Source organism: Tahibacter aquaticus (assembly GCF_004363655.1).
GTDB lineage: Bacteria > Pseudomonadota > Gammaproteobacteria > Xanthomonadales > Rhodanobacteraceae > Tahibacter > Tahibacter aquaticus.
The window spans coordinates 137,812-150,449 of the sequence record NZ_SNZH01000005.1 but is presented as its reverse complement, the minus strand read 5'-3'; the positions used below and the strand labels follow the sequence as shown (position 1 = coordinate 150,449).

The 12,638-nt window shown below is 67.7% G+C and carries 8 protein-coding genes; 4 read left to right on the top strand and 4 right to left on the bottom strand.

The annotated features are described in order from the left end of the window. Positions 1-48 precede the first annotated feature (48 nt). The 4 genes from DFR29_RS09865 to DFR29_RS09850 form a co-directional block, all read right to left on the bottom strand. On the bottom strand, positions 49-1,368 hold the full coding sequence (locus tag DFR29_RS09865) for a hypothetical protein (protein ID WP_133818426.1): 1,320 nt from the start codon (positions 1,366-1,368) through the stop codon (positions 49-51). A 27-nt stretch (positions 1,369-1,395) separates the two neighbouring features. Then, positions 1,396-2,526: a caspase family protein gene (locus tag DFR29_RS09860; protein ID WP_133818425.1), complete on the bottom strand. Its 1,131-nt coding sequence runs from the start codon at positions 2,524-2,526 to the stop codon at positions 1,396-1,398. A gap of 3 nt (positions 2,527-2,529) precedes the next feature. Then, positions 2,530-4,536 (bottom strand): S8 family serine peptidase, encoded by a 2,007-nt coding sequence (locus DFR29_RS09855; RefSeq protein WP_133818424.1) that lies wholly within the window; start codon positions 4,534-4,536, stop codon positions 2,530-2,532. 345 nt (positions 4,537-4,881) lie between these two features. Then, positions 4,882-6,681 carry an acyl-CoA dehydrogenase gene (locus tag DFR29_RS09850; RefSeq protein ID WP_133818423.1) on the bottom strand — a complete coding sequence of 600 codons (1,800 nt, stop codon included), beginning with the start codon at positions 6,679-6,681 and terminating at the stop codon, positions 4,882-4,884. Between the two features lie 85 nt (positions 6,682-6,766). Between DFR29_RS09850 and DFR29_RS09845 the strand changes: the two genes are divergently transcribed. From DFR29_RS09845 to DFR29_RS09830, 4 genes are all read left to right on the top strand, one after another. Further along, a complete protein-coding gene (locus tag DFR29_RS09845; RefSeq protein ID WP_166653988.1) occupies positions 6,767-7,456 on the top strand; it encodes a QsdR family transcriptional regulator in 690 nt (229 codons plus the stop codon). A gap of 114 nt (positions 7,457-7,570) precedes the next feature. After that, positions 7,571-8,695 (top strand): trypsin-like serine peptidase, encoded by a 1,125-nt coding sequence (locus DFR29_RS09840; RefSeq protein WP_133818422.1) that lies wholly within the window; start codon positions 7,571-7,573, stop codon positions 8,693-8,695. 11 nt (positions 8,696-8,706) lie between these two features. Next, positions 8,707-10,038: a hypothetical protein gene (locus tag DFR29_RS09835; protein ID WP_133818421.1), complete on the top strand. Its 1,332-nt coding sequence runs from the start codon at positions 8,707-8,709 to the stop codon at positions 10,036-10,038. After that, positions 10,031-12,631 carry a DNA/RNA non-specific endonuclease gene (locus DFR29_RS09830; RefSeq protein WP_133818420.1) on the top strand — a complete coding sequence of 867 codons (2,601 nt, stop codon included), beginning with the start codon at positions 10,031-10,033 and terminating at the stop codon, positions 12,629-12,631. The genes DFR29_RS09835 and DFR29_RS09830 overlap by 8 nt, the downstream gene beginning before the upstream one ends. Positions 12,632-12,638 lie beyond the last annotated feature (7 nt).

Here is a 12,638-nt window from a genome sequence, read left to right as displayed (position 1 = left end):
CAGGCGGACTGTTGCCCAGCGCTTGCGGCCGGCCTGTGCACGGCATGCTCAGGCTTCCGCTGGCGGAGGCCTCACGCCGACGCCAGGGGTTTCCACGGCCACATCGGACTCGCTCGCTGGCGCGGCCGGCCAGAACGCCGGCCGGCCTGGCGCCAGGGGAAGGTCCGGCGTCGATCCGGAAAAACGTGTGAAAGCCTCGTCGGCGGCACTGGCCCACAGATACGATTGCCATTTCCGGCCGGTGTCCGCGACGAGCGCGTGGTTCTGCTCGAACAGCTTCAGGCCGTCGACCAGCAGCCGCAGCGAATACGCATACAGCGGTACGCCGCGACGGTCGGCTTCCAGCAGCCAGTCCAGTGCATCGCGCTCGCCTGCCTGGCGTTCGGCGCCGAACAGCAGATGCCAGGCGCGCACGATGGCCGTGTCGGGTATTTGTGGAAAAAAACTGGCGAGGCGAAATGTCCACGCGTGCAGCCCGTGCGGCAGGCGCGCCTTGAGCAGGACCAGCGCAGCCGCGCAGGCAAGCAGGGGATTATTGTCTTTTCTCTCGATCAGGTTTTCTGCGTCTTTCGCCAGCTGGTCGCCGATGGCCAGTGCGCCGGCGTCGACGCCGTAGCTGAGAAAACCCGACAGCTTGGCGAACTGGGGATCATTCACCGTACTGCGTACGCGCAGCTGCGGTTCTTCTGCCGCATCGCCGGGGACGGTATCGACCACGACAGTCACCGTGGCCTTTTCGCCCGACGCGGTTTTCCAGTCGCCGGGAACCCTGCAAAACGTGCTGGCGGCTGCTCCTGGCCTGGGCAGTTGCAGCAGTACCGACTGTTGCGCCTCGACGCGATAGACGCAGATGTCGGGATCGTTGCTCTGCAGCCGGATCGTTGCCGTGGCTTTGCTCCACCGTCCCTCGCTGTGCGTCCAGCATTGCATGTCCTGGGCGGCGGGCATCTTCGGGCCGGCTCGCAGGCTGCGGGAGCGGGCGGCGGTCTCCAGGCCCGACAACGGCGGCGGCGCGCTCTTGCGCGTGAAGTCGCCACGCAGCACGAAGCTCGGCCAGCTCAGGCTTTCCGCGCGGGAAGGCTGGCCAGCCAGAACAACGTGGCTGGTCTCTCCCGCTGCCAGTTCGCCGTCGCTGGAGATCGTTTCGCCCGAGGGCAGCTGCACGTCGACCGAGTACACGCCGGCGGGAATGTCGATGCTGGCCGGCGCGCTGACATCGGGCCCTATGGGCACCAGGAACTGCTGTTTCCAGCCGCCGGTGGCGTGTTGTACGCGTATGGTCGCCGGCAGCTCGGTCTGGATCTGGTCGATGCTCTTTTTGACAGACAGCAGCAGGGTGCCATGCGGGCCCGGTGCGGAGGATTTCATCGCTCGCTTCTCCTGCCGTAGCGGCTTTCAGGGAAATTTCAACAAAGCCCGTTTTGACGGCGGGTACAAAAGAAACGTCTTTGTTTGCGGGGCATTGTTGGGAACGCTCGCGCTGGCGTGGTAGGTGCTGGGCTCCTGCCGCGAGATCCAGAGTCCCGCGCGGGCGTCGCGCCGGCCGACTTCGCCGCGCTCGCCATGTTCGAGGCGGAACTGGGCCTGTCCGGTCAGGTGTTCCGGATCGCAGCCGACGACGACGGGAATACTCAGCGGCAGATGCGGATAGTTCAGGTCGAAGTGCGCGCCGTTGCCGCCGAAATGGCAATGCAGCTCGGGAATATGCGGTTTCTGGTGGCGCTCGACGGCGATCGCGCTGTCGATGGCTGCAGCGATGCTGCCGGTGTTGACGCGCCAGCTCTGCGCGTCGAGATCGCCGTCGGGTTCGACGGCCGCCATGCCGTCCAGTGCTTCGATCAGGGCCTTGGTGAAGACGGTGACATCGGCGGCAACGCCGGTGGCGGCTTCGGTGCGGCCGGCGGCAAAGAACATCGGCTGGTGCGCGGCCGTCAGGTCGGTGCTGCGCGCCGTGCCCAGCGGCTGGCCGGGTTCCTCCATGATGTTCTGCCATTCCAGGTCGGTGGTGCGGCAGCAGTCGAGGAAAAAACATTGGTACTTCGCCTTGCACGCGAGCATGGCGTTGGCGGTTCCCTCTACGTGTATGGCATTGCGGCTGGTGCGCTGGAAACGCGGGTCGGCAAAATCCGCCGCGAGCAGGGTCGAGCCTCGGCTGTTGCACAGGCCGTGGCCGCAGAAATAGAACAGGGCAAGATTGTCGGGATGACGGTTCGCGCGCTCGAACCATTGCGTATAGGCTGCTTCGATCCGGGCCAGTTCGGGCTCTTCGCTCGCATGCACGACATTGGCGTGGTCGGTGAAGGTGCCGCCTGAAATCAGATGCTCGATGCTGGCCAGCGGCCGGCCTGGATCGCTATAGCGCTGCAGCAGCCAGTTGGCAAAGCGCTGCGCCGATACGGGCGCGGTCGACAGCTGTCCGAGTCCCCAGGCATCGCCCGGCTTGAGATGGTGATAGTTGCCGACCCCGATGATGAAGGCATGCGTCGCCGGGCCTTGGTGTCCGGGCAGCAGGTTCAGGGTGGCCATGGTTTATCCCAGGGTCTGCAGCAGCGACGGTATGTCCAGCCAGCCGTGACCGCCGGCGCGGTTCCAGCAGCCGTTGTAACCGCCCAGGCACTGGCTCATGGCTGCGCGGATCTGTGCCGCGTTCAGCTGGGGCAGCCCTTGCCGAACGCGCCGGGACAGCAGCAGTGCGACAGCGCCCGTGACGTGCGGGGCGGCCATGCTGGTGCCGCTGTCGCGGCGTAGCGCCCGCGTCGTGCCCGAGGCTGCGGCCACGATATCGCTGCCCGGTGCCACGAGTTCCGGTTTGCGCCGCTGGTCGCGGCTGGGGCCGTTGGAGCTGAACGACTGGATCGTGGGGGTGCCCGCTGCTTGCGGCGAATCGCAGGCACCGACGCAGATCACCGTGCGCGCCGTGCCCGGAATGCTCAAGGTGCCGTCGCTCGCCAGCGCCGTGGTGAATTGCAGCGGCTGGTAATCGTTGCGCTCGATCCAGCCGTCGATGGTGCCGTCGATCACGTGCAGGCCAGTGACGCGCAATTGCCATTCGCCGGCAGCGCTCAGTGCGGTCGGGGTGTTGTCGCGCACCAGCACGGTCAGCTGCGAATCGCCGTTGTCGCGATGGAAACGCTCCAGTACCAGGTAGGCCGTCGCCGTGTGGCCGGGCACCGCGCCCTGGTCGTGCAGATGGCTTGTGTCGACCTGGGCGATGGTCTGCCAGACGCTGCCGGGCGTACTGCGGTACTGCAAGCCGAACTGGAGATCGTCGGCCGAGGAGAACCAGAATTCCAGATAGTCCTGGTGGCGCAGGACGGTGGACGATTGCCAGCCGATGGCGACCGTGCCGCCAGTGACGGCCGTCGCCTGTGCATGCCCGTCCAGCAATTGCGCGTTGCCGGCGGACTTGACCACCACCAGCCCGGGTACGCGGCCGCCGCCGCTGAATTCGTCGAAGGCCAGTTCCAGCAGTGAAGTGCCGTCATGCGCGCCGGCGTTCATGCCCAGGCTGACGTTGACCGCGACCGGCATATTCATCGCCTGTGCGGTTTGCCTGATGAACGCCAGCGCATCGACATGCGATACCGAGTAACCCAGGCTGACAGGGTCGTTCGCCGTGGCCCGGATCTTGGGAATGACGACGATGATCCCCGCTTCGGGCGCCACGCCACCGGGAAAAGACAGGCCGTCGAGATTGACGTCGCTGGACCCGGCCGAAACGAAAGCAGAGCCGGCCGCGATCGAGGCCACATGAGTGCCATGCCCATCGGGCTGGGACTGCAGGTCTGGCGGCACGTTGCCGCTTGCCAGGTAGGCGTCGATATCGGATTGGGTGTGCAGCCGGCCATAGTTCTGCGTATAGCGCGGCGCATTGCCGGTATTGGCTGCGGTGGCCTGTGCCGGGGTTGCTCCGGCGCTGCTGTGCTGGTCCCACACGGCGACGATGCGCGTCCGCCGGGGCAGGCTGCCCGGCACGCAGAACGCGTCGTGCAGCACGTCGATGTCGCCGTCCACGATCGCGACCAGCGCGTTGGCGCCTTGCTCCTGCCAGTGGGGGCCATGCGCTGCCACGGCCCCGACGAAGGGCATCGAAGCGATGCATTCGGCCGCCGCGGTGCTGCGGCTGGCTTCCACGGCGCTGATGGCAGGGTCTCGCCGCAGCGCGGCGATGGCGCTCTGGCTGGCGCGGCCGGAGAGTACGTTGCCCAGGCGGGAGCCACGCTGGAAGCCCTCGGGATCGCCGCGCCAGTCCGGATCGCGCAGTTGCAGCAGTACGGCGATTTCGTCCGCGCGGGCCAGGGGTGAGGCGGATTCCACCTGTGGATTATCCTGCAGGGTGCTCCACGCCGCCGGCTGTGCGCGGATGCACGCGAGGTCGCCAGTCCGGGCCACGATCCGCGCGCCCGGCGGCAGGATAGCTTGCACATTTTCGCTGTGTGGCCGCAGCTGGACCAGATAGTCGGCCGGGGCGCCGCCGAGCGTCTGCAGACGATCGGAAAAATGCAATCCGATCAGCGGGTCGATCTTGCTGGTCATGGGGCGTCCTCGGGCGTTCTGTCGACAGGCTGTCCGGCGCGGCGAGCGGCGTGGCTATCCTACAGTGCCGGCAGCGGGCGCTGTCTCTCAGCAGGCAGACACGTTTCGAATCCGGCGCACGCGGATACCGGCACAGGGGCAGGTCCGAGGTCTGGTCCGGCGTGGCGAACGCGGTGCCGCACGCAGGCCCGGCGCAGCGCTTGCACCGTTGGGAACGGCGCTAGAACCGGTGCGCAAGCCTGCCGGAGCGGGCTGGCGCCAGGCCTCCTGAGCCTGCGCACGCCTGGTCGAAAATGCTTTGCCGGCTCGCCGCGGCCTGCGATCTGCCGCGCGGCGGGGCGTTGCTCAGAACCAGCTGTCGCGCATGTCGTAGGCACTGGCTTCGGCGCTGGCCACGAGTTTTGCGGCAAGTTCCACTTGTGGCAGTTCCGCGGCGAAGAAATGGCGGCAGGCCTGTACCTTGCCCTGGTAGAACGCGCTGTCGGCGTTGCCGGCGGCCAGCGCGCGCTGCGCGGTAACAGCCATGCGCAGCCAGCCCCAGGCGACGACGACGTGGCCGAGCAGGTGCAGGTAGTGGCCGGCATTGGCCAGCGCCAGGCGCACCTCGCCCTGGCCCAGGCGTGCCGCCACGGCCTGGGTGGTGTCGCGCACCAGCACCAGCGCCTGGCCGAGTTGCCGGCTCAGCGGGGCGAGTTCGGCGATGGCGGCGGCTTCGGCGCAACTGGCCGCGATGCGCGCGGCCAGAATCTTCAATGCCGCGCCGTCGTGCATCAGCGCCTTGCGGCCCAGCAGGTCCAGTGCCTGGATGCCGTTGGTGCCTTCGTGGATAGGGTTGATGCGGTTGTCGCGATAACACTGTTCGACGGGGTAGTCGCGGGTATAGCCGTAGCCGCCGAAGATCTGGATGGCCAGGTCGTTGGCGCGCAGGGCGTAGTCGGACAGCCAGGCCTTGACGATGGGCGTCAGCAGTTCCAGCAGTGCGGCACTGTCGCGGCGCACGCTGTCGTCCGGATCATGCTGGCGGTCGACCAGCAGGGCGGCGTCGTAGGCCAGCATCTGGCCACCTTCCACATAGCACTTCTGCTGCAGCAGCATGCGCCGCACGTCGGCGTGCTCGATCAGCGCCAGGGCCGGCGTGGACGGGTCTTTCTGGTCCGGATGGCGGCCCTGGCGGCGCTCGCGCGCGTAGTCCAGCGAATACTGGTAGCCGATCGCCGCCTGCTGGATTGCGCTGAGGCCGACGCCGATCCGTTCCTCGTTCATCATGTGGAACATCTGCGCCAGGCCCTGGTGTGCCGTGCCGACCAGATAGCCGGCGCAGTCGCCGCTTTCGCCGAACTTGAGGAAGGTGTTGACGCTGCCGCGCTGGCCCATCTTGTGATTGAGGCCGGCCAGCGTGACGTCGTTGCGTGCGCCGCGGCTGCCGTCGGCGTTGACACGCCAGCGCGGCACGATGAACAGGCTGATGCCGCGTACGCCGGCTGGTGCACCCTCGATGCGGGCCAGCACCAGATGCACGATGTTCTCGCCCAGTTCGTGGTCGCCGGCGGAAATCCACATTTTTGCACCGCTGATGGCATAGCTGCCGTCGTCGCGCGGACTGGCTGTGGTCTTCAGGTCGGCCAGCGAAGAGCCGGCCTGCGGTTCGGACAGGCACATGGTGCCGAAATAGCGGCCTTCGAGAATGGGCTGCATGTACAGCCGTTTCTGCTCCTCGCTGGCATAGACCTCAAGCAGGTTGGCAGCGGCGCGGGCCAGGGTAGGGTAGGCGATGGTGGCGGCATTGGCGCTGCAGAACATGCCGTCGGCGGCGGCGGCCACGACGAAGGGCAGCTGCATGCCGCCGCGCCCGGCGTCGGCCAGAACCGCGCTGAATCCGGCTTCGCAGAACGCCGCGACGGCTTCGCCGATCTCGGCGATCAGCACCACCTTGCCGTCGACCATGTGCGGCTCGTTCAGGTCGGACTTGCGGTTGTGCGGCAGGAATTTGTCCAGCGCAATCTGCTGCGCCAGGCTCAGCGCGGCGCCGAAGGTTTCGCGACTGTGCTCGGCGAAGCGCGCATAGCGGCAAAGGTCGTCCACGCCCAGCACCTCGTCGAGGACAAAGTCGAGGTGGCGGCGGTCGATAAGCTGGCGGGATTCCATGGCGCGTGTCCGGTCGGCGAAATGAGTCATTGATACTTCAATGACTCATTTGGCGTCAACTGGGCCAACTGTCTATCATCGGACCATGCCCGCTGCCCGTCCTCCGCCCGCCCTGACCGCCCGACGCAAGAAACCGGCCACGCGCCTGCAGCAGGCGCTGGACCAGGGCGCCAGCCCGCGCGTCACGCCGCTGGACCTGTTCGAGCTGGCGCAACGGCGCTGGCTGCAGGGCGAGCGGGTCGATGTGGGCGCACTGGCGGCCGAGCTGGGCATAGGCCGCGCCACCGCGTTCCGCTGGGTCGGCAGCCGCGACGGCCTGCTCGGCGAAATCCTCTGGGCCCAGTGCGATGCGCAGATGCGCCGCGCCGCGGCCGCGCACCAGGGCTACGGCCACGGCCCGGCACGGGTCGGCGCCATCTGTGCCCACGGCGTGCGTGCCATCCTGCGCTCCGCACCGTTGCGCCAGTTCCTGCGTGAAGACCAGGAGCAGGCGTTGCGCCTGCTCACCTCCAAGCAGGGGCCGGTACAGGCCCGCGCCATCGCCCGGGTGCGTGAGCTGCTCGATGCGGAAGTCGCCCACGGCGCGCTGACCCTGGCCTTGCCGGCGAATACCCTGGCCTACCTGATCGTGCGGGTGTGCGAATCGTTTCTCTACGCCGACATCATCAGCGACCAGCGCGTCGACCTGGGCGATGCGGCGCTGGCAGTGGAGCTGCTGCTGTCCGGCCGCGTCGCCGCCACGGCGGGCCGGGTCGCGCGCAAACGCCGCGGCTGAGCGCGCGCGCTGCCGCCCTGGGAGGTCGGCCACTACCGCGGCACCTTCTGTACGATTCGCCGCGGAACAAATAGTGCAGAATGAGCACAACGCGGCCGGGCGCGGGGGCGAAGCATGAGCAGGCTGGATGGCCAGGGCGTACAGGCGCTGAGCAAGGTGCTCAGCGAAACCTTGAGCCGGCACGATCTCGAAAGCTACGTCTATTCCAGTACCGGCGAACAGCTGTACGTCAGTTACGTGGCCGAGAACAAACCGCTGCGGCCGGCCATCGCCGACCTGCTGGTCGCGCTGGAACAGCAGGGGTCGACCGAACTGTTCCTGGCCAAGGTGTATGCGGAACGGCCGCTGCGCGAGGACGTGCGCGGCACCATCGCCGCGCTGATGCCGGAAGCGCCGCAGCTGGCGCAGAAGTCGAAACTCGTCGTGGCCTATCAGGTTGCCGGCCAGGTACAGGCCGAGGCACCGGCCTATGCGCAGGCATCGGGCCTGCAGCGCCTCGTGCGCAAAGGCCTGCCGGCGGTGGATATCGGCGTCTGGCTGGCCAAGGCAGACACGGTAAAACGCCAGGTGTGCAAGATTCAGTACCGCGGCGCGGCGGCAGGCACGGGGTTCCTGGTCGGCCCTGCGGCGGTGCTGACCAACTGGCATGTGGTACAGGCGGCGGTCGAGGCCGGCGACGTGGCGAGTTTGGCCTGCACCTTCGGCTATATCGCCCGCGACGACGGCACGCGCGAAGCCGGCATCGACGTCGCCGTGCGCGAGGTCGCCGATCACAGCCCCTATGCGCCGGCGGAACTCACCGCCACGCCGGACCAGCCCGAGCCGACCGACGACGAACTGGACTACGCCCTGCTGCTGCTCGATGTCGCGGTCGGTGCGCAGGAACACGCGGGCAAGCCGGCCCGGGGCTGGCTGGCCGTGCGCGACGCGGTGGCGGAACTGGCGCCTGATGCAACATTGTTCATTGTGCAGCACCCCGACGGCGCGCCGATGAAGCTGGCGCTGGATACCAGTGCCTATATCGGCCGCTTCGGCGGCGGGCGGCGGCTGCGCTACCGCACCAATACCGAGCCCGGTTCGTCCGGCTCGCCCTGCCTGGACCTGGACTGGCAGCTCGTCGCGCTGCACCACTACGGCGATCCCGCCTGGCAGAAACCGCTGTTCAACCAGGGCGTGCCGATTGAGCGCATTGCGCGCCGGCTCGCCGCGCGCGGCCATGCCGCGCTGCTCGGCCGCTAGGGGCTGCGGCCGTGGCGCTGATTCCCGCCGACAAGCTCGAAAGCCTGACCAAGGCGCTGGGCAACGACTTCACCTTCAACGACCTGGGCCTGGTGATGCAGCTGTGCTTCGGCGAACCGCGCATCAACGGCGTGAGTTCCGACCGGCGCGAGCCCTGGACCATCGCCCGCGACTGCCTGGAGGAAACCGAGCGTCACGGCATGACCCGCATCTTCCTTGGCCATGTGCTGGCCTCGGCGCGCAGCGGCGAGGTGCTGCGCGGGCTGATCGTGCGGCTGGTGCCCGAACTGGCCGCCGCGCCGCAGAGCGTGGCGACCAATGTCGGCGTGGTCGTGGCGCAGCTGCAGCGCACCCACGGTGCCCTGGCCGACGCCGGCATACGCGAGACGGTGCGCCAGTCGCGGGCCGTGATCGAAGACATTGCGGTCAGCGTGGCTGCGCTGGAAGTGTATAAAAACCTGCACGACAGCCTGCATAACCTGCAGCTGCGCAACTTTTCCACCTTGTTCACCGCAGCCAAGCATGTCAAGGACGGCGCCGACGACGGCGGCGTGCTGCGCCAGTTCGTCGACGACGTACGCAAGACCGGCGTCGATTCGCGCCCGGTGGCACAACGGCTGGCCCGCGACGACGAACTGCGCGCGGCGACCGAACTGAAATGGATAGACCGCCTGGAGGCCGCGGCGCGCGACCTGCGCGGCGCCATCGACAAGGAGGATTCCGACCGCGCCCGGGTGGCGCTGAACATGGTCCGCCGGGTGGTGGAGCAGGAACCCAGCCGGCTCAACTCGCAGATCTTCCTGATTGCGCGCGACCTGCAGCTGGCCCAGCTGGAAGATGCGCTCAAGCGCGTGGAAAGCGTCCAGGGCGGCAGCGGCATCGGCGGCGCCAGCAGCTCGCTGCAGGCGCTGAAATGGGCGCTGCTCGCCCGTGTGGTCGAACATACGCGCTGGCAGGAAGCCGACGACGGCCTCTGGGCGGTCGACCGCAGCTTCGAATACGGCAACGACCGCGCCATCGACGATTTCACCCTCGACTGGCCGAACACCCGCAGCCTGATCCGCACCCTGACCGACGCCGAGCCCAAGGCCGAGCTGTCGCTGGGGCTGGCCAGCGCGGCCGAGAACATCGACCAGGAACTGTTCGCCGTGGCTGCGCGCACCGACGCGGCGGCCGGCCAGGCGGTGGCAGGCCGGCGCCTGTTCGGTCTTTACGACGGCTACCGGCGCGATGCGCGCTTTCGCTTTTATCTCGTCGACCGTGCGTTGAAGGACGAATGCCGCGAGCTGGTCGCGCTGGGAACGCCACTGCAGTCGATACTGACGGAGCTGCAAAATGCCTGACAACCAGCCCTACGGCGGCTTTGCTTCGTTTGCCGAAATGCGCCAGCTGCATAGCCAGCTGCGGCGCGACACCACCGGTAGCGACGCCGACAAGATCGCGCGTATCGACGCCTTCGTCGCGGCCGTCGCTGCCAGCGGCCGCAGCATGGCCGATGCGACAGAGCGCGAGAACGCCCAGGGCATACTCGACTACTGGGCCGCCGAACTGATTGCCCTGTCGGAAGTGGATGCGGCGAGCTGGACACCGCCGCGCCTGGCCGCGCTGGCCGAGGTGGCCGAGGCCGACAGCGGATTCGTCGTGCAGCAAGCGGCTGTGCCGATGACGGACGGCATTCTGGAGGCCGCGGCCAGCGGCACGCACACCGGCAGTTTTGCCCGGATCGGTCCGGGCGTCGCGACCGGAACTGGCACTGGCACTGTAACCAGCACCGCAACCGGCTCAGGCACCGGCACCGGAAACGGCCAATCCTTCGTGCAGATCCGCCTCGCCGCGACGGCGCGGCAATGGACGACCTCGGGCAACGACGGCTATCTGCTCAGTGGCGATGCGCTCGACGAAGCCGAGCGTTTCGTCAACGTCGACCCGGACATCCGCCGGCTGGTCGATGCCAGCCGCGAGCTGGTGGCACGGCGTTACCAACAGAAAAAAGCCTTCTTCGGCGTACTCGCCCTCGTGCTGCTCGGCGGTTTCGTGCTGTTGCTGGTGCTGTGGCGGGAAGTGATGCAGCGGCAGAATCAGGCCGTATTCCAGGGCCTGCTGGCGGTGCAGAGCAAATTCGAAGCCGATGTCGCCCAGTACCTGATCAACAGCCGCAGCGTCGATCAGGTGGCGCTGATCGGCCAATATGCGGCAACCAACGAGGTGCGCAACAAGGCGCTGGAGTCGGCTACGGTGGCGCAGTCGCGCCTGGGCGAGCTGGAGCGCACGCAGCGCTTGCTGGATGGCGCCTTGCAGACGATCCGGCGCAATGCCGCGGTGCTCAATCGTGCCGACGTGCCAGCGGAAGTATGGGCCGCGGCACAGGCCAGCGGCAGCGTCGCGGCACCGGCGGCCGCGCTGGAACGCAATGGCTACAACCCGGATTTTATCGGCCTGGCTGTGCCGTTCCCGCGCGTGGCGGCTGTATCCCGCGCCGACTACACGCGAGTGCAGGACTATTTCAATTTCAGCCTGGTGATGCAGCCGCTGCGCCGCATGGCGCGGGTTTCTGCCAGCAACGTGGACCGGCAGCAATTGCGCGTATTGCCCCAGGGCGAAGGCGAATTCCGCGCCGACGATCTGGCCGATGCGGCGGCGCAGAACGATGCCGAAGCATTCCGCGGCAGCAACCTGCAGCCGGTGCCGCTGGTTTCGCGCCAGGAAGTCGCGTGGGGCGCGCTGAGCGACGACCCTGCCGAGGCCACGCGCGAACTGAATGCCATTGTATACACGTACTCGAATGCGGTGCCGCAGTGGCCCGTGTTCCGCAGCCGGGTCTGGTCCAGGCTGGAGCGCTGGGTGCTGACCGAACATAACAAGACCGCGAGCCGGGTCAGTATCTTTTCCGGGCCGGTATTCCGCGACGACGATCCGACCGTCGGCGCGCTCAAGCTGCCGCGCAGCTATTGGAAGATCGCCGTGTCGCAGCCGCTGGACAGCGGCAATCGCCTGGTCGTCGATGCCTTCCTGGTTCCCCAGGCGCCCGAGGCCGTGGACGCGGCGGCGGAATTCGATCCGGAGCGCTACCGCAGGCCGGTCGAGGACATCGAGCGCCTGACTGGGCTGGATTTCGGTGCGTTACTGCATGCGCCGGCGATCACGGCGTCTGCGCCCGAGCTGGCGCCGACAACCGCCGCGGCGAATTTCGGCGCCGCGGCCAGCGCCAGCGTGGAGCTGCTCAATGCGGCGGACGCGAATCTGCGCAAGGTGACCGCCGAAGGTTTCGTCAACCTGCTGCGCAATGACAACCTGCCCGACGAACAGAAATTGAGCCTGGTGCGTTCCATCGCCGATTTGCTGGACAAATGGGCGGCAGACAGCCGTGGCGCGAATGGCCTGTTCAACGCCTGGGTGGTACTGGACCAGGTCGCTCCGACGGACTGGAACCGGCCCGAGTGGCGCGATACGCGCGATACCGTGCGGCGCTTCGCGCTGAAGCAGCTCGGGCCCGGCACCCAGCCCGCGCTGGGCGAGGCCACCCGGGCCAAGGTCGAGGCGAGTCTGGCGCGGCTGAATTGGAATCTGCCGCCGGCCTACCAGGTCGACCTGCAGTTCAAGGGCATCACGCGCGACCGTGCGAGATCGGTCAGCAGCACCTTGCGCGGCCTGGGCTGGAATGTGCGCGGCGAGGAGGCCGTGGCCGAGGCGCCGCCTGGCAACGAGGTACGTTACGGCGACCCGGCCGATGAAGCCGCGGCGCGACTGTTGGCGGCTGACCTGCGCCTGCCCGGCGAAACAAGAAAAGTGGCCACGGCGCCCGAGGTGCGTTTGCGTGGTTTGAAGCTTGAGCTGCGCAAGCAATACAAGGACGCCCCGGTCGCCGCCGAACCGGCCCGCGTCGTGCGCGTACCAGCCATTGGCCGCGGCAAACTGGAAATCTGGATAGGTAGATAACGCAGGG

What these genes read in the sequence shown, in the direction of transcription:
- DFR29_RS09860 (WP_133818425.1), bottom strand. Translation starts at nt 2,526, where the DNA reads ATGGCCACCCTGAACCTGCTGCCCGGACACCAAGGCCCGGCGACGCAT.
- DFR29_RS09840 (WP_133818422.1), top strand. Translation starts at nt 7,571, where the DNA reads ATGAGCAGGCTGGATGGCCAGGGCGTACAGGCGCTGAGCAAGGTGCTC.
- DFR29_RS09850 (WP_133818423.1), bottom strand. Translation starts at nt 6,681, where the DNA reads ATGGAATCCCGCCAGCTTATCGACCGCCGCCACCTCGACTTTGTCCTC.
- DFR29_RS09830 (WP_133818420.1), top strand. Translation starts at nt 10,031, where the DNA reads ATGCCTGACAACCAGCCCTACGGCGGCTTTGCTTCGTTTGCCGAAATG.
- DFR29_RS09865 (WP_133818426.1), bottom strand. Translation starts at nt 1,368, where the DNA reads ATGAAATCCTCCGCACCGGGCCCGCATGGCACCCTGCTGCTGTCTGTC.
- DFR29_RS09845 (WP_166653988.1), top strand. Translation starts at nt 6,767, where the DNA reads ATGCCCGCTGCCCGTCCTCCGCCCGCCCTGACCGCCCGACGCAAGAAA.
- DFR29_RS09855 (WP_133818424.1), bottom strand. Translation starts at nt 4,536, where the DNA reads ATGACCAGCAAGATCGACCCGCTGATCGGATTGCATTTTTCCGATCGT.